A 17788-nucleotide genomic window follows, 5' to 3' on the forward strand; every position below is an offset into this window, starting at 1 on the left:
TGTTCGAAGTAACTAATACTACAGCGTAGTGCCTGTCTTAAACGTGCCGTCATTCACGGATTTCAGGAACCGGATGAGGCCGCGGAAGTAGGTCTGCTGGTCGTCCCACATGCTCATGTGGCTGCCCTGAGGGCAGAGTAGGTAGTTGCCCTGCTTCACTTTGCGGCTCATTTTCTCCATGTCCTTGGGGTTCATGGTATCGTATTGGCCCCCAATCATAAGGGTAGGCACGGTAATCTTATCGAGGTCGTTCCACCGGTCCCAGGTAAGCAGGCGGCCGGCGGTTTTGAACTCGTTCGGGCCCTGCATCAGCTCGTACACGTGCTGGTTGACGTGTTTGAAGGAACGGGCCGCCGGCTCTGGTGGCTCTGGCAGGCGTAGCAGGTGCTGAGAGTAGTAGTTCTTGATTACCAGCGCTTCATACGTGGGGTTGTGGTAGTCCTTCTTCACCTCAAACTTCTCCAGCGAATCTAGCAGGCTGGGCCGCAGCTGGGCCCGCAGGGTCTTGTTATAGGCATCATAGCGCGGGATGCTGGCCACCATGTTGGAGATGACGAGGCCGGCCAGATGGTCTTGGTGCTTGAGGGCGTACTCCAGGGCCAGAATGCCGCCCCAGGAGTGGCCTAGCACGTAAAACTTATCGATGCCCAGAGCCTGACGTACCTGTTCCACCTCATCCACGAAGCGCTCCGTGCGCCACAAGTCATCGTCCTGGGGCTGGTCGGAGTAGTACGAGCCGAGCTGGTCGTACTCATAAAACTGAATGCCTTCCTGCGGGAAGAAGCTCTCGAAGCACTCAAAATACTCGTGGGTCATGGCCGGGCCCCCGTGCAGCAGCAACACCTTGATCTTGCCCGTCCCAAACCGTTTCGTCCAGACGTTGAAGGTACCCTTGGGCGTCTTAACCGGAATCATCTGTACGCCCCCGCTCCGGACACCCGTTTCAAACGGCTGCAAATAGCCCGTGGTAACCGTATTGGGCGATTCGGCGGCCGGTGCCGACGGGGCATCGGGCTTCTGCTGGCAACCGGCCAATAGCAAGCTGGTGGCCAGCGCTAGGCCAGTCAGGCGGGAGAGGAGAGGTGCGGGCATGGAAGGGAGCAGTTAGTTCTTTTCAATAGTAGAAATAACTGAGCAAAAGTCCGCTAGGCCGGTATTGCTACCACACAAAAAGCCCGCCATCCTACGCGAGGGATAACGGGCTTTCAGGTGATAGGGTAAAGAGTTGAGGACAGTGTCCTGATAGCTTACTTCCCTTTCTTCGCCAAGTAAGTTTCAGTTGATTTCAGCAGCGCTTTTTGCGCGTCGTCAATAGCCGTTGATGAGTTAATTCTGACGATGTAGCGGTCCATTGCCTTGGCAACTGAGCGTACGCCTTCTTGGACTTCCTCCTTCAACTTCTTCGTATTGGTTTGAAGCTCTTGATCGGAAGCCGCAGTGCTTAGGCGACTGAACTCGTTGACGGCCTTGGTCAACTGTTCACCAGCCGTAAGCCTCCCAGTCAAGGCCGCATCTTGAATAAGTCGGTTGGCAGCACCTTGATCAAATTTGTCGTTGGCAAGCTGGGCATTGAGGCTGCTAACCGAGAAGGCGGAGGGCATCGATGGGGGCGAGGCAAGATTGAATCCCAGTAGGCCAGTGGTAAGCGAGGTGAGCGTATCGCTGTAAGCCTTAATAGAGGCCTGCAACTGCACTCCATCTCGGTTTTTCCACCATGACTTATCCATCAGGTTCTTGTTGAGGCGCTGCAATTGATGCTGAGCCTCGGGCGAGAGCTGCTGGGCTTGCAATGCATTGGTTACCTGCCCAGGCAAAAACACCTCACGGTAGTTTTTCACGGCGAGGCGGTTCAACTGCTTGTCGTCTTTTTTTTGTTGAAGTACCGCCTGTTGCGGGTTGGGGGCGGGGTGTTGCTGCCTTCTACGCTCCTGCTCCTGTGCCAATTGCGCAAGTTTCTGGTTGGCTTCCAGCTCTAGCTTTTGCTGTTTAGCTTGGGCCTGTAGCTGAGCTTCCTTGGTCATTGGCCCAGCACCGTACCCAGCTCGGTTTTTTTGCGTCTGTGCCATGCGAAATTCCTGACTCCGCTGGTTTGTCATCCGGTTGAAATCCTGGCGGGACTGCATGTTCTGTTGCATAGTGGGACCGGTGTAGCCCCGGTTAAACTGCGCAAATGCGGGGAGTGGTAATAAGAAAAGTAGGAGTACAGAGTGTTTCAATGTATAGGAGAAAAAGTGAATAATCTTGCTGTGAGTTGTAAGTGGTGGTGCCTATATATTGATTTAATCTAAATATAATTAAGAATCTTGCTGATTATTCTACTTAATAGGAGTATTGCTCAACTGTTCTTCAATACGTTAATTACTGGTTTTGACTTGTACAAAGGGCGAAATATATCGTTCTACATAGCAAGGTGCAATCTTTAAATGTTTATATATGATAAATGCTATTGCTCTTGGCTCAATCTCCCATTTGCTCGCTAGGCTTGACAGGATGCGCTAACTGTGTTCACACCATCTACTGAAGACAAAAAAGCACGTCATTCTGAGAGGAAATGGAGCTTATCAGGCAAGAACAACTAAGCAGAAGCCTGGTCGTGTCTACATGAAAAACCTGTTTCCCTCAGAATGACGTGCTATTTATAGCAACGTGAGTAGACGAGATGTCTCGACAGGCTCGACATGACGGACTTTTTACCTCGTCACCTCATTACCCCATCACTTCGTCACCTTTTCACTCAATTACAGATTCTCGCGGTTCATGACGCGGTTCTGGCGGTTGATGGACTCTAGGTGGACGGCGTCGAAGTACTTCAGGATGAAGTCTTTGGTGAGGCCGAGCTGGTTGCCTTTCTGCACGCCGCGCTCCAGAATCTCATTCCAGCGGTTGGTTTGCAGGATGGTGATGTCGTTCTCCTTTTTGTAAGTGCCGATGTTCTCAGCCACTTGCATGCGGCGACCCAGCAGGTGCAGAATCTCGTCGTCGAGCTGATTGATTTGCTCGCGGAGCTTGGTAAGTACTGTGATGAACTCCTGCTGATCAGTGGTTTCGTGGCGCCAGATCAGGCCGTCGAGCAGCTCGGCGAGGCGTTCGGGCGTTACCTGCTGCTTGGCGTCGCTCCAGGCATTGTCGGGGTCAATGTGCGACTCCAGCATCAGTCCGTCAAAATCCAGGTCAATGGATTTCTGCGCGATGCCGGCTAGGCCAGTGCGGTTGCCGCAGATGTGGCTCGGGTCGCAGATGATGGGCATGTCGGGCAGGCGACGCTTCATCTCGATAGGCAGGTGCCACATGGGAGCATTGCGGAACTCGGTGTTGCCGTAGCTCGCGAAGCCGCGGTGAATCAGGCCAATGTTCTTTACGCCGGCTTTGGCGAGGCGCTCCACGGCGCCCATCCACAGCTCCAGGTCGGGGTGCACGGGGTTCTTGATGAACACGGGCACATCGGTGTTGCGCAGGGCATCGGCCACGGCCTGCACCGAGAAGGGGTTTACGGTGGTGCGGGCTCCAATCCAGAGCACATCTACCTCGAAAGCCAAGGCGTCTTCCACGTGCTTGGGCGTGGCTACTTCCACGGTGGTCGGTAGGCCAGTTAGCTGCTTAGCCTTCTGGAGCCAGGGCAGGCCCTTGGTACCCACGCCCTCGAACAGACCGGGCTTGGTGCGGGGCTTCCAGATGCCGGCGCGCAGCATATCTACTTTACCAGTAGCCGCCAGGCGGGTGCAGGTTTCTATAAGCTGCTCTTCCGTCTCGGCCGAGCACGGACCAGAGATGATGAGGGGCTTCTTCGCTAGGAAGGTCTTGTGTTCGGCCGCGTCGGCAGGGGAGGTGATGAGCTGTTCCATTATATGAGGTTGTTTTTGTAGTTGGGAAGTGGCCTAGGGACCTGTGATTCGCTAGAATTTTAGTTCTAGACTCCCCTCCTCAGATGAGGAGGGGTTGGGGGTGGTTGATGATAGGAGAACAATCTAGAGCTAGTTTTTTAGAGGATGTTCAACGGTTGGTCAACCACCCCCAACCCCTCCTCGTCTGAGGAGGGGAGCTAGTTTCTAGTTCTAGCTCTGGTTATTTCAGAATCTTCTTGATCAGGTTGGCTTGCTGTATTTGTTGATAAACAGCCGAGTAGTCTTCCTGATTAAGCAGCTCGCGCAGGTGCTGGAGCTGATGAATGTGCTCGTCTAGCACATCAAGCACGTTCACACGGTTCTGGCGGAAGATGGGCACCCACATATCGGGTGAGCTTTTCGCCAAGCGCACCGTCGATTCAAAACCTCCGCTTGCCAGTGCAAAGATCTGTTGTTCTTCCTTTTCTTTCTCTAATACTGTGAGAGCCAGAGCGAAAGAAGTGATATGCGAGATGTGCGAGATGTAGGCCGTGTGCAGGTCGTGGGCGGTGGCATCCATGTACACCAAGCGCATTGCCAGCCGCCCAAACACCGCTTCTACCCGCGCCACGGCATCTTCGGCGCTGCGGGCGGCGTCGCAAATCACGAGGGTCTTTTCCCGAAACAAGCCGGGCACGGCCGCTGAGGGGCCCGAATATTCAGTACCTGCCATAGGATGCACGGCCACGAAACGGGCCCGGTTGGGGTGATGCTCCACGGCCGCCAGCAGCGCCGCCTTGGTGGAGCCGACATCAATGACTACCTGGCGCTCCGTGGCGGCATCCAGCACCAGAGGTAGCACGCTCAGCATGGCATCCATGGGCACGGCTACTACCACCAGGTCGGCGCGCCCGACGGCAGTGGCCAGGTCCGTTTCAATCTCATCTACCAGGCCCAGGGCTACCGCTTGCTTCTGGTTATCCAGGCTGCGGTCGACGCCAATGATGTGGTGCGCTAGGCCAGTCTCCTTGAGGCTAAGGGCGAGGGAGCCGCCAATCAAGCCAATTCCGATTATCGTAACTACCATCGGTGATTGAGTGAATGCGTAATGGAGTGAGTTGACTGGCCTAGGCGGTTTGGGCTTGCTTGATGCGGCCCAGCGCGGCCTGCAGCACTTCTTTGGTCTGGCACAAGCTCACCCGAATGAAGTTGTTGCCGTTGCTGCCGAAGATGCCGCCTGGGGTGATAAACACGTTGGCGTTGTAGAGCAGCTCGTCGCTGAGGGCGTATCCGTCGGCGTATCCCGCCGGGATGGGCGCCCATACGAACAGGCCCACTTGGTTGCGGTCGTAGCAGCAACCGATGGTATCGAGCAACTCAAACACCAGCTCACGGCGGGCGCGGTAGTGGGCGTTCAACTCAGCATACCAGGTTTCGTCGAGGTTGAGGGCTTCCACGGCGGCCAGCTGCACCGGCAAGAACATGCCCGAGTCGAGGTTGCTTTTGAAGCGCAGCACTTCTTGCAGCAAATCGGCGCGACCCGCCAGCAGGCCTACCCGCCAGCCCGCCATGTTGTGCGACTTGCTCAGGGAGTTCAGTTCCAGCACCACTTCCCGCGCGCCCGGCACCGCCAGCAGGCTCTGGGGCTGCTCGGTGTTCAGGATGAAGCTGTAGGGGTTATCATGCACCAGCAGGATGTTATGCGCGGTGGCAAAGGCTACCAGCTTGGTGAAGAAGGCAGCATCGGCGGCAGTGCCGGTGGGCATATGGGGGTAGTTCACCCACATAAGCTTCGCGCGGCTCAGGTCGCGCTGGCCTAGCGCCTCCAGGTCGGGCAGCCAGTTATTCTCCGCAGTCAGGTCGTAATCGATGGGGGTGGCGCCGCTCAGGTGGGCAGCAGCCCGGTAGGCAGGGTAACCGGGGTTCGGAATCAGCACCTCATCACCTGCCTCCAAGAACGTCATGCTTACGTGAATGATGCCTTCCTTAGAGCCCAACAGCGGCAGAATTTCCGACTCCGGGTCTAGCGTCACGCCGTATTGCCGCTGGTACCAGCCCGCCATGGCCTGACGAAGCGCCGGCACACCCTTGTAGCTCTGGTAGGCGTGCGTATTTGGCTGCTCAGCCGCGCGGGTCAGGGCCGCTACTACGTTGGGGTGGGGCGGCATATCAGGTGAGCCGATACCCAGGTTGATAATCTGCTTACCGGCTTTGTTCAGGCCTTCAATCTCCCGCAGTTTCTGCGAGAAGTAGTATTCTTGGGTGTGCTGAAGGCGGCTGGCGACGGAAACTTGCATGACGTTCTGTTGAGTCGTGGAGCGGATTAATGGGTGATGCCTTTGTGGTATACGCCTAGTACTTCTAGGCCATCGGTCACGGGGGCAATGTCGCGGAGGGCGGCCTGGAGCTGTTCGGGTTGGTCGAACTCCAGGTCGGCGTGGAAGTAGTAGTGCCAGGTGCTGCCCGGCTTGGGGCACGACTGCAGCTTGGAGAGGTTGATGCCCAAATCAGCAATGCGTACCAGCACCCGGGCCAGGCTGCCCTGGGTGTGGTTGGTGTGGAAGTAGAGGGAGGCTTTGTTGGGCTGTTCTACTTCCAGCGCGTTTTCAGGGCGGGCTACTACCAGAAAGCGGGTGTAGTTCTTTTTCTCGGCGTGAATATCCTCGGCTACCACTTCCAGGTCGAATAGCTCGGCGGCCAAGCGGCCGGCTACCGCCGCCACGCCGGGCCGGCCTTGCTCCCGCACGCGCTGAGCGCTCAGGGCTGTATCTTCTGACTCCACCAGCTGCCAGTGGTGGTATTGGTTCAGGAAATCAGCGCATTGCAGCAGGGCCATGGGGTGAGAGTGCACCTCCTTGATGTCGGAAAGCTGCTGGCCGGGCAGCGCCATGAGGTGCTGGCGGATGCGCAGATATACCTCGCCCATCACCCGCAGGCCCGACTTGCGCAGCAGCGTGTAGTTAGGCAAAATGCTACCGGCAATGGAGTTTTCAATGGCCATCAGGCCCGCCCCGGTGCTGCCGCTGGCTACTTGGCGCACCACCTCGCTAAACGTAGCGCAAGGCGCAGTCAGCGTTTCGGGGCCGAAGTAGTGGCGGGCGGCTATCTGGTGGAAACTACCTTCAAAGCCCTGAATGGCAACGGTGGGGAGCATGGTGCTGGTGATGAAATGGCAATAAAAAAGGCCTCCGTAGTGCGGGGCCTGGGTTTGCTGTGGTGCTGCTGGTAGGTCAGTCTCGGCAAATCGGGCCCCGCTTCTCTGTAAAAAAGAAGTAGTAGTGGCCGTAATAAAAAAAGTGCTGAGCTGCCATGTGAGGTACTGTGTGAGCGTAAAAAAAGCGCCTCCCGAGGTTGTCGAGGGGCGCTGGAGAATTTCGGTTGGGAAAGCTACAGAGGGGCCGCTCGACTACGCGTTGGCGTAATAGAAGTAGTAGCTAAAATAAAAGTGGCCGGCCGACTGAAGCATGAGTATCAAGTGCTTTGATGGCGGCAAGGTGGGGTGCGTTGGTGGTAATTCCAAATTATTTTTTGGAAATAACCACTAACAAACGTTTGCTAAATCGGCAGAACATGCCGCCTATCACCTGTCATTATAAGTTGCTGAAAAGGCCAATACTATAAGCGTATAGCATGTGATAAGTTAATGTAAGTGTGATGGTTATGAAATAAGTGATGATGCTGCTAGGCCAGTGAGCAGATGTGCTCTACCTGGCCTAGCAATACCACACTGTATGCGTTAAAAAATTATAGGTGCTTACACTGGCCTAGCGGTAGCGCCGCTCTTCGGTGGGAGTAGCTCGTGCCGAGGAAGCATCTAACGAAGCAGCCTGCCGCACCAGCTCTACAAATTCTTGCCGCAAAGCATCTTCTCTGTTACCCAAAGCCGATTGCGCCAAGCTTAAGGCGTTATCGTAGCTGGCGGTGCCCCGGTAGGCGGAGCGGCGTAGCAACAGGCCGAACTGCGCCACGGCAGCAGCTTGCTTCAAATTACCGGAGGCTTCCCTGATGTCGGGTGCTGCCTTTGCTGGCACGGGCAAGGTGAGCAAGCGACTCGTGTGTCCCTGGGGCTCTTGGTACCGTAGCTTTACGAATAACAACTCATCATTGGTGGCACCCACCGCTGAAGTTTGGCCGGGCTTATTAATAGCAGCAGCCTGCATGAGTGCGGTACGAGCAGGCACGATTTCGTACAAGGCAGTGACTTGCTGGCCGGTGCCTAGCTCGCCGGCATCTTTGCGGTCATCGGTAAAGTCCTCGGTGGCTAAAGCACGGTTCTCGTAGCCAATGAGGCGGTATTCGCTCACCTGTGCCGGGTTAAATTCTACCTGCAGCTTCACATCTTTGGCCAGGGTGAATAACGTGCTGCTAAACTGCTGCACCAGCACCCGGTGGGCTTCCTGCTCTGTATCGAGGTAGGCATAATTGCCATTGCCTTTGTCGGCTAGCAACTCCATGGTAGCATCCTGTAGATTACCCTCGCCTACACCCAGCACAGACAGGAACACACCCGACTGCCGTTCGTGGGTAATCAACTCTTCTAGGGCTTCTTGGCTTTGCTCGCCCACGTTGAAGTCGCCATCGGTGCAAAGAATCACGCGGTTGTTGCCCTCCTTATTGAAGTTCTGACGGGCTACCTGGTAGGCCAGGCGCAGCCCTTCTCCGCCAGCAGTAGAGCCACCAGCCTCTAGCTCATCTAAGGCAGCCACAATCTGACGAGTGTCAGACCCGGCAGTAGGCGGAAGCACTACGCCCGCGGCCCCGGCGTATACCACTACCGAAACGTGGTCTTGGGGCCGCAGGGCTTCGCGCACTAGTTGCGTAAGGCCCGCTTTGAGCAGCGGTAACTTGTCTGGGTCGTTCATAGAGCCCGAGACATCTAGCAGAAATACAAGGTTGGCGGGTGGCAACACACGGGTGGGCACTTCGCGGGCCTGCAGGCCAATGAGCACCAGTTGGTGCTCTGGATTCCAGGGGCAGGCGGCTACTTCCGCATTAAGAGAGGCTGGTGCCCCAGCAGTAGCAGGCTGCGGATACTCGTACTGAAAGTAGTTGATAAGCTCCTCCACGCGCACGGCATCAGGGGGAGGCAGTTGGCCGTTCTGGGTCAGGATGCGCCGTACGTTGGCGTAGCTAGCGGGGTCGGTGTCAATGGCAAACGTGCTCAACGGAGCCTGCGAAACCGATTGGAAGTGGTTTTCTGCAATGGCGGCGTAGCCTTCGCGGTTGGGCTCAGAGGCGCCGTCATAGGCCGGCACCTCGCTGGCAACAGCGGTATCATAGGCGGGCAAGCTTTCGGTGGCTTGCTCGGTGGAATATTGCTGGGTGCAGGCGGGCAGCAACAGGCTACCGGCCAGCAGCCCTAAGGGCAGCAGTCGGGAGATAGGCATGGGTTCAGTAGAAAGAAAGTGGGAGGTGGCCTTGCCGTGCAAAGGCACAGCAGGGAGTGCTTCTGCATGAAGCAGAAGTTAAACTTTAACAAGAATGCATAATGGGGTGAGTGGCAACTGTCGCGAGCAGCGCACCCAATTCCGGCCGGCCAAAACGGACGACCTATACCAAGCTAATAAACGGCAATAATAAGATAAGAGGCACTCTTGGTCCGTTTTTATACAAGTGCACTAGAGAAGTAACCCGTCTCGAATAAATTAATTTTTGAAGATTATGCTTTGCTATATTTTTGTATAAATTTTAGTCGTGTTTATGCGCCGCATCTGCCAATTATAGAGGCATGAAGCTACAGTGGTAGCCTAGGCAAAGATTGAGGCCGGAGGGAGAAATAAAAGTTGGCACGGTTTTGAAATAGTACCCGTCAGAAGCTAGTCGCCCACCCTGCGCAACGTGGCACCAGCTCTTCCTTTCCAACTATTCCTGCCATGAATACGAAGCGACTTTTCGGCCGCCTGGCCGCTGCTACCCTATTGATTTCTGGTTTTACTACGGCCGCTGAGGCCCAGGTGCAGACCCACCGCGTGCCGGCTTATACTGGCCCAGCGAAGGCCCGTTCCGTGCCCGCCACCCGTTCTTACTCCACGTCTTCCGCCACCGATGGCCCTAAAATCGGTATCCGAGCTGGTGTAAACGTTTCTGACTGGTCGGGCGACGCTGTAAACAGCGTGATGGACGTGGCCGAGTATACCAACGGCGCCGTGACCAAAGAAATGAAGCCCGGCTTCCATGTAGGGCTGTATGCTACGTTGCCCCTTGGCCCGCGCTTTGCCATTGAGCCTGGTGTAAGCTACTCCGAGAAAGGTACTGTCCTCACGGGCCGTATTCCGCTAGAGCAGTTTGACTTCCTGAATGCAAAAGTGACGGCTACCGGCCGCATGGCCTACCTCGATATTCCGGTGCTGGCGAAAGCCTTCCTCACCGACGGCCTCTACGTGTACGCTGGCCCGCAAGCCTCGGTACTGCTCTCGGGTAAAGCCCGTGTGGATGCTAGCGCCCTGGGCTTCTCGGCCTTCAAGCGCGACTTCGACATCAAAGACCAGTTCCGCCCCGTCGATTTTGCCGTGGTGGGTGGCCTAGGCTACCAATTCCAGAATGGCTTCGGCCTGAGCGCCGGCTACGATTACGGCCTGACCTCGCTGGATAAAAACAACCGCTTCGACGCTCAGAACCGCGTCATCAAAGCGTCCCTGAATTACTCGTTCTAATCTCTCTTCTATCTCCTATTCCCTACAAAAAGGCCCCGCCGAATTTCGGCGGGGCCTTTTTTTCTACACGAATGATATAGCTAATAAGGATGCAGCACGGAGGATAAAATAGCAAGCCGAAGTCGGCCCAACGGCCCTTGCCGATGGCGAGGCTGCAACCAGTGCCACCCAGGCCGCAGTAGTGAGTGAAGCGCGGACCGACTTCGGTAAAAAGCCAGGAGCCAGTTCGAAGTCAGACGGTATAAAGCTGGCTGATAGTAGGAGCCTACGCCGGTGAGATAAGTTGCATTTGCTTGAAATACTGTAGGTTAAATAGTTGTTGACACGGGTGGTGGCTTGCACTATCGTTTTACCGTGAGCCCAGTTCCGTAGGGCTAGGCCGCAGGCCCTCGGCCAGCTTGATGAGGCGCACCAGCTCAGCGCGGTAACCGTCAGGGTCATAGCTTCTGGCGCCTTTGGCGAGGGCGGCCGTGGCTTCCCAGGTGGCGGTTCCGCGGTAGTCGCTCTGACGCAGGAGCATTCCGAACTGGGCCACCGCGGCGGCGAAGCGCAGGTTCTCGCTGGCCTCGGCAAGTGGCCTATCCTGCCCGGTTAGCGGCTGCTCCAGCAATTTGCTGCTGCCACCCTGGGGCTGCTTGTAGCGGAGCTTCACGGTTAGCAGTTCGGCGGTAGCGGCTGGGGTGGGAGTGGGCGTTGCGGGTTGGTACTTGAGCGGATCGACGGAGGCGGGGGCACCCACGGGTACCACCTCGTAGAGGGCCGTAACGGTGTGGCCCGAGCCCAGCTCACCGGCATCTTTGCGGTCGTTGTTGAAGTCCTCGGCGGCCAGCAGGCGGTTTTCGTAGCCCACCAACCGATACTCCCGCACCCGGGCGGGGTTGAACTCTACCTGCAGTTTCACATCCTTGGCAATGGTAAACAAGGTGCCCCCGAACTGTTGCACCAGCACCCGCCGGGCTTCGTCGAGGTTGTCGAGGTAGGCGTAGTTGCCGTTACCCTTATCAGCCAGCAGCTCCATCTTCTTATCCTGGTAGTTGCCCTGGCCTACGCCCAGCACGGTCAGGAACACGCCACTTTCCCGCTCTTCCGTGATGAGGCGCTCCATGGCCTGGTCGCTCTGCTCACCCACGTTAAAGTCGCCATCGGTGCAGAGAATCACGCGGTTGTTGCCTTCTTTATTGAAGTTTTGGCGGGCTACCTGGTAGGCCAGGCGCAGGCCCGCCCCACCGGCCGTGGAGCCGCCCGCCGTTAGTCGACCAATAGCAGCCAGAATATCTGCGCGACTTGAGCCCGCCGTGGGCGGCAGCACGGTACCCGCGGCGCCGGCGTACACCACCATGGCTACTTTGTCTTGGGGGCGCAATTCCTTGGTTAGCAGGCGCAGGGCTTGCTGCACTAGGCCTAGCCGGTCATCGCCCTGCATCGAGCCCGACACATCAATCAGGAAGACTAGGTTGGCGGGTGGTAGCTTTTCGGTGGGCACTTTGCGGCCTTGTAATGCTACTTGAACTAGCTGGTGCTCGGGGTTCCAGGGGCACTGGGCTTGCTCCGTGATTACGCGGAACGGTTCGGGGGCAGTAGGTTCCGGCTGGGGGTAATTGTATTGAAAATAGTTGATGAGCTCCTCGGTGCGCACGGCATCGGTGGGCGGCAGCTGGCCCTGCTGCAGGAAGCGGCGCACGTTGCTGTAGCTCGCGGCATCTACATCAATGCTGAAGGTGCTGAGCGGCTCCTTGGTGGCGTTGCGGAAGCCGTTTTCGGCAATAGTAGCGTATGATTCGCCGGCTCCAGGCTCGGGTTGACCAGGATATGCATAGCCATATGGAGCACTGGCCGCAGCTTCTCGGTCTTTCCTTTTCAAGGAACGGCTGCCCCGCACCGAAACACCTGCTGCTTTGCCCGTAATCACGGAGCTTACGCTGCCCGTTACCTCCTGCTTCTGTACGGCCGGCGCAGTGCCCATTACCACTACTTCACTCAGCTGCTGCGAGTCACTCGCCAACCACACATTAATAGTGGTCTGCCCGGTGAGCTTCACTTCCCGTTGCATGTAACCAATAGAGCTGAAGAGTAATAGTTTAGCTTGCTTGGGTACTTGGATAGAATAGGTGCCATCTTTGTTGGTGCTGACGCCAGTGGTCGTGCCTTTCGCCAGCACCGTCACGCCGGGGAGGCCTTGGCCGGTGCTGCGGTCCGTGACGCGGCCCTGCACGGTATAGGTAGTGGCTGAAGCAGCGGCCGGCTTCGGGGTTGGTTGCGCTAGGGCGGGTATTGATGGCATCAGGGAAGCGGCCAGCGCGCAATAGAGGAAATACTTCATGGCGAGAAAGAATAGGAGTGAGCAGATAGCGGAGTAGGTGGCCTAGGGCCGGGGCCGGGGCTGGAGTTCGGGCTGCTCCTTTGCCCAGCGGCGCAAGGTGCGGGTACACCGCTGGGCGGCACGTGGCGCAGTACCCTTTTCCACGGCCCGAATGCCGGCGTGTTCTTGGGCGTTCGGCAGCCACCAGGGCAGATCTGGGACTGAGGCACTGCGCATTGGTGCCAGAGCATAGGTAACTGAATCAATAAGTAGCTCTAATGATAGGGCGACGGTTTGAGCCCGTGCGCTGCCGGAGAGCACCAAACCAGATAGAAATAGAGGATAAGAGTAACACATAGCAGCAGCTAGGTAGGCGGTGTTGCTAGGTTGATGCCGCCCAGCCACGGATTCCACACGGCCACCAGGAATTTTTTTTAAATTTTTTTTTGTAAGTCAGGAAAGCGGTGGCCGGTAGCCGGCGCCCAGAGAAGTTTGCTGCCGAAGCCGTAGCTTTCGGTTCTGCCTTATTCACTTAGTGCTGCATGTTTTTCCGCCGCCGTCCTGCGCCTGCTGCTGAGCTCTCCGATGCGGAGCTGCTCCAGCGTTACCGCACCGAGGGCAGCGTGCACGACCTGGGCACCTTGTATGAGCGGCACATGCCCACGGTGCTAGCCATTTGTCGGCGCTACCTACGCGAAGAGGAAGACGCCAAGGACGCCGTGATGCAGCTCTTTGAGCAATTGGTGGAGAAGCTGCGCCGCCACGAGGTAGACAACTTCCCGGCCTGGCTGCATACCACCGCCCGCAATCACTGCCTGATGGCGCTGCGGGCCCGCCAACGCGCCGGCCCTGCGGCCGGTGGGGCCCTGGTAGTTCACTTTCCCGATGCCGCCGATATGGAATCAGCCGTCAGTCGGCATCTTGTAGACGATGACCCTGCCGAAGCCGACTTCCACGAGCAACAACTTCAGCAAATGGAGCAGGCCTTGGCCGGGCTACCACCGGGACAAAAACAGTGTCTGGAGCTGTTTTACCTCGAAAAGAAGTGCTACCGCGACATTGCCGACCTCACGGGCCTCGACCTCAACGCCGTAAAAAGTCACATCCAAAACGGCAAGCGCAACCTGCGCCGCCACTTAGAATCAATTTCTGCCTCCAATGCGTCCCCGTAAACCCGCTTCTGAGCTACTACCTTCTGCCAGCCGGCACCTGCCGGTAGAGGTGCTGCGCCAGTACGTGGCCGGGGCGCTAAGCCCCACTGAGCGGTACCGCGTAGAAGCACATGCCCTACACTGCCCCCGCTGCGCCGAGGTGCTGGAAGGCTTGGAAATGCGCCCCGCCGCGGTTACCGATGCCAGCCTCGCGGACCTGCGCCAGCGCCTGGATGCCCGCGTAGAACAATTAGCCGCCGATTCTAGACCTAGGCCAGTGCTTGGGTGGGCTTGGCAACAACTAGCCGCCGCGGCAGCCCTGCTGCTCACCTTGGGTGCCTCCGTGCTATGGTTTACCATGATGCATCGGTCTTCCCCTGAAGTAGCTTCGTCTGGTCGGCGTGCCGTAGAGCGTCTTGCCATCCGGGCGCCTAGGCCAGTGCCCGTACCGGAACAAGAACAGGATGAGCCTGCCATTGCCCTAGCTGCTCCCCCGCCGCCCAGTGCGGCGGCCAGCATAGCTGCCCCGGCGCAGCCGCGGCCATTGGGACGTGGCCGGCGGGCTGGTCGCTCAACGTATGCGCGGGTGGCGCCGAAAGCGACTCGTAAGGACAACGCGCGTACTGAACCAGAAGTCACAGAGCTGCAAGGAACAGTGGCGCAAGCAAGTACGTCTGCCTCAGATGCTGAAGCAAGCAACGCAAAAACTGCCGCCGCAAAGCAGAAGCAGGACTATGCAGTGCAGGCAGCCCCCGCAGCGGCCGACAAGCTAAGTCCAGCATCTGCCATGCGGCCGAGTGGCCTACCGGCCAAGCGGAAGGCAACGGTGGCAAGCGGAGCAACTGATTCCGTAGGCACGCGCACTGTGCAGGGCCGCATCACCGACCAAACCACCGGGCAAGGCCTGCAAGGAGTTACCGTACTGGTACCCGGCACTCAGCAAGGCGCTTCCACGGCCGCCGATGGTTCATTCAGCCTGACGGTGCCCTCAACTACTTCCCAGCTCAGCATCAGTTCTATTGGCTACACCTCCAAAACCCAGCCCCTAAAACCCAACGACTCTACGCTGGCCTTGGCCCTAGCTCCTGATACCAAAAACTTAAGTGAAGTAGTGGTAGTGCGCCGGGAGGCCGGGCCCGCTCCTATGTCGGTAAGCGCTATGCCGGCTGGGGGCTACGGCAGCCTGAAAAAATACCTGAAAGACAGCCTCGACTACCCTGAAAAAGCTCTGGAGGCGCACACCGAAGGAACCGTGCGGCTGCGCTTTGTAGTAGGCGTTGATGGCAAAGTCAGCGACATCAAAGTGGTAAAAAAGCTCACCAATGAGTGCGACGCCGAAGCTATCCGCCTGATTCAGGAGGGGCCTGCCTGGTTCCCCGCCATCGTCAACGGCCGCCGCACTGCGCGCCAAGTTGAGGTAAGCGTGCCCTTCAAGATAGAAGGACGTTAGCGGTGAAACGGTGATTGAGTGAATTGGTCAAAGTGGCCTAGGCCTGTCTGTCTTTACGAGCAGAGCGAAGCAATATTTCCTCAGCCTTCTACAATCATAACCATAAATCAAAAGCCCTGACTTTCACTGTGAAAGTCAGGGCTTTTGATTTATGGTTATGACGGGCAAATGAGAAAAAGTGAGTCAGCTTGATCTATAGAACATTCTGCGGACGCGTAATGACCGCGCCGCTAGGCCACTTCACTCAATCACCGTTTTACCTTACCCGCTGTAGCCGCCGCCGCTTTCGGGCTCGGTGGCGCTGCCGCCGGCTTTGTCGGGGGTGGGGAGGTCGGGTTCGGTTTTTACGTCGACGTGGCTGTAGTCGGGGGCGCCGTTACCAGCTACGGGCACGGGCGTTTCGTCGGTGTTAGTGTTGATATCTTGAGCTGAGGGAGGCGTGGGGGCCGTGTTTTCCTGGGAGGAGGGCGTTACAGCGGAAGGCTGGGCCGTGGTAGGCTGGTCTGGCTGCACGGATAGGGCGTCGGACTCGTCTTCGAAGGTCTTGTTCATGGGAAGGAATTGCTAGGTAAGTACTGAGCTATACGGCAGACTGCGGGTAAGCGGCTAGGCCACTGCCGCGTAGAATTTTGGGGTGGCGGTGGCGCGCGGGGTGCGGTTGTGTACTTTTGCGCCGTGCCGGCTTGCGGCGCGCTTTCTTGTCACCTTACTTTCTTCTCACCCACTAGAAGCATGGCTCAGTTCCGCACCGAGAAAGATACCATGGGCACCGTTCAGGTTCCCGCCGACGCCTACTACGGCGCCCAAACCCAGCGTTCCATCGATAACTTCCAGATTGCCCAGGACATCAACAAGATGCCCAAGGAAATCATCCGCGCCTTCGCCTACCTGAAGAAAGCCGCTGCCCTCACCAACCGCGACGCCGGTGTGCTCGACGCGGAGAAGGCCGAGCTGATTGGCCGCGTGTGCGACGAAATTCTGGAAGGCAAGCTCGATAAGGAGTTTCCGCTGGTGGTATGGCAAACCGGCTCGGGTACCCAGAGCAACATGAACGTGAACGAGGTAGTGGCCTACCGCGGCCACGTGCTCAACGGCGGCCAGCTCTCCGATGAGAAGAAATTCCTGGCGCCCAACGACGACGTAAACAAGTCGCAGAGCTCCAACGACACCTTCCCGACGGCCATGCACATTGCGGCCTACAAGATTCTGGTGGAGGTGACCATTCCCGGCATTGAGAAGCTGCGCGACACGCTGCGCCAGAAGTCGGAGCAGTACATGCATATCGTGAAAATCGGCCGCACCCACCTCATGGACGCCACGCCCCTGACCGTAGGCCAGGAGTTCAGCGGCTACGTGTCGCAGCTCGACCACGGTCTGCGCGCCATCAAGAACACCCTGGCTCACCTCTCCGAGCTGGCCTTGGGCGGCACCGCTGTGGGTACCGGCATCAACACACCTCCCGGCTACGCCGAGAACGTGGCCAAGCACATTGCCGACCTGACCAGTCTGCCCTTCATCACGGCTGAAAACAAGTTCGAGGCCCTGGCCGCTCACGACGCCATTGTGGAAGCCCACGGTGCCCTGAAGACCGTGGCTGCTTCGCTGATGAAGATTGCCAACGACATCCGCCTGCTGGCTTCGGGTCCGCGCGCGGGCATTGGTGAGCTGCACATCCCCGACAACGAGCCTGGCTCCAGCATCATGCCCGGCAAAGTAAACCCTACCCAGTCGGAGGCCATGACCATGGTAGCCGCGCAGGTAATGGGCAACGACGTAGCCATCAACATCGGCGGCATGAACGGCCACTTTGAGCTGAACGTGTTCAAGCCCCTGATGATCTACAACTTCCTACACTCCGCGCGCCTCATCGGCGACGTGTGCGTGTCGTTCAACGACAAGTGCGCCGTGGGCATCGAGCCCCTCGAAGCCAACATCCAGAAGCACGTAAACTCGTCGCTGATGCTGGTAACGGCCCTCAACCCGCACATCGGCTACTACAAAGCCGCCGAAATTGCCCAGACGGCCCACAAAAACGGCTCTACCCTAAAAGAAACCGCCCTCCAGCTAGGCTACCTCACCGAAGAGCAGTTTAACGAGTGGCTGAAGCCCGAGGACATGGTAGGCGAAATCAAGAAGTAAGGTAGAGCAAGGTAGAACGGCAACTCCCCTCCTTAGATAAGGAGGGGTTGGGGGTGGTCTAGAACGACCGTATCGCCGTCATGTCGAGCTTGTCGAGACATCTCGCGTGCTGACGCCTGAGTTAGCATCGCAACATCAGCACGCGAGATTCCTCGACTGCGCTCGGAATGACGGTTTTTATAAACAACGATTGATCAACAATCCCCAATCTCACACCGCTTGATGCGCCGAATCATCTGAGCAGGGGAGCTTCGTGCTACAACCTCCACCGCAAC

The 17788-nt window shown here is 57.5% G+C and carries 14 protein-coding genes; 4 read left to right on the top strand and 10 right to left on the bottom strand.

All coding sequences use genetic code 11. From position 1 onward, the window contains the following. Positions 1-18: 18 nt before the first annotated feature. From EU556_RS00720 to EU556_RS00750, 7 genes are all read right to left on the bottom strand, one after another. Positions 19-1092 carry a proline iminopeptidase-family hydrolase gene (locus EU556_RS00720; RefSeq protein ID WP_135430016.1) on the bottom strand — a complete coding sequence of 358 codons (1074 nt, stop codon included), beginning with the start codon at positions 1090-1092 and terminating at the stop codon, positions 19-21. Positions 1093-1247: 155 nt separating this feature from the next. Continuing rightward, entirely contained in the window at positions 1248-2135 is an 888-nt protein-coding gene (locus tag EU556_RS00725) for a hypothetical protein (RefSeq protein ID WP_210116195.1), read from the bottom strand. Positions 2136-2738: 603 nt separating this feature from the next. After that, complete coding sequence (locus tag EU556_RS00730) at positions 2739-3842, bottom strand: chorismate mutase (RefSeq protein ID WP_135430020.1); 1104 nt, start codon at positions 3840-3842, stop codon at positions 2739-2741. A 220-nt stretch (positions 3843-4062) separates the two neighbouring features. Then, complete coding sequence (locus EU556_RS00735) at positions 4063-4908, bottom strand: prephenate dehydrogenase (RefSeq protein ID WP_135430022.1); 846 nt, start codon at positions 4906-4908, stop codon at positions 4063-4065. A 40-nt stretch (positions 4909-4948) separates the two neighbouring features. After that, entirely contained in the window at positions 4949-6118 is a 1170-nt protein-coding gene (locus EU556_RS00740) for a pyridoxal phosphate-dependent aminotransferase (RefSeq protein ID WP_135430024.1), read from the bottom strand. Positions 6119-6144: 26 nt separating this feature from the next. Continuing rightward, positions 6145-6975: a prephenate dehydratase gene (locus tag EU556_RS00745; RefSeq protein ID WP_135430026.1), complete on the bottom strand. Its 831-nt coding sequence runs from the start codon at positions 6973-6975 to the stop codon at positions 6145-6147. A 610-nt stretch (positions 6976-7585) separates the two neighbouring features. Further along, positions 7586-9208, bottom strand: coding sequence for a vWA domain-containing protein (locus tag EU556_RS00750; protein WP_135430028.1), 1623 nt, complete (start codon positions 9206-9208; stop codon positions 7586-7588). Between the two features lie 486 nt (positions 9209-9694). On the opposite strand from EU556_RS00750, the gene EU556_RS00755 reads away from it, so the two are divergent. After that, complete coding sequence (locus EU556_RS00755) at positions 9695-10474, top strand: porin family protein (RefSeq protein ID WP_135430030.1); 780 nt, start codon at positions 9695-9697, stop codon at positions 10472-10474. Positions 10475-10823: 349 nt separating this feature from the next. Here the strand turns inward: EU556_RS00755 and EU556_RS00760 are convergent, their stop codons facing one another. Together EU556_RS00760 and EU556_RS25925 are read right to left on the bottom strand one after the other, a co-directional pair. Continuing rightward, the gene (locus EU556_RS00760; protein ID WP_135430032.1) at positions 10824-12794 is read right to left on the bottom strand and encodes a vWA domain-containing protein; all 1971 of its coding nucleotides are present in this window, start codon (positions 12792-12794) and stop codon (positions 10824-10826) included. A gap of 42 nt (positions 12795-12836) precedes the next feature. Next, entirely contained in the window at positions 12837-13010 is a 174-nt protein-coding gene (locus EU556_RS25925; RefSeq protein ID WP_167855392.1) for a hypothetical protein, read from the bottom strand. Positions 13011-13315: 305 nt separating this feature from the next. Between EU556_RS25925 and EU556_RS00765 the strand changes: the two genes are divergently transcribed. Both EU556_RS00765 and EU556_RS00770 read left to right on the top strand, forming a co-directional pair. Next, the gene (locus tag EU556_RS00765; RefSeq protein ID WP_135430034.1) at positions 13316-13945 is read left to right on the top strand and encodes an RNA polymerase sigma factor; all 630 of its coding nucleotides are present in this window, start codon (positions 13316-13318) and stop codon (positions 13943-13945) included. Continuing rightward, positions 13932-15374, top strand: coding sequence for a TonB family protein (locus EU556_RS00770; RefSeq protein ID WP_135430036.1), 1443 nt, complete (start codon positions 13932-13934; stop codon positions 15372-15374). Before EU556_RS00765 ends, EU556_RS00770 begins: the two co-directional genes overlap by 14 nt. 261 nt (positions 15375-15635) lie before the next feature. On the opposite strand, the gene EU556_RS00775 is transcribed toward EU556_RS00770, so the two are convergent. Next, positions 15636-15926 carry a hypothetical protein gene (locus EU556_RS00775; protein WP_135430038.1) on the bottom strand — a complete coding sequence of 97 codons (291 nt, stop codon included), beginning with the start codon at positions 15924-15926 and terminating at the stop codon, positions 15636-15638. Between the two features lie 180 nt (positions 15927-16106). On the opposite strand from EU556_RS00775, the gene fumC reads away from it, so the two are divergent. Continuing rightward, the gene (gene fumC, locus EU556_RS00780; RefSeq protein WP_135430040.1) at positions 16107-17513 is read left to right on the top strand and encodes a class II fumarate hydratase; all 1407 of its coding nucleotides are present in this window, start codon (positions 16107-16109) and stop codon (positions 17511-17513) included. Positions 17514-17788 lie beyond the last annotated feature (275 nt).

Source organism: Hymenobacter fodinae (genome assembly GCF_004745825.1).
In the GTDB taxonomy this organism is placed as follows: Bacteria; Bacteroidota; Bacteroidia; order Cytophagales; family Hymenobacteraceae; genus Hymenobacter; species Hymenobacter fodinae.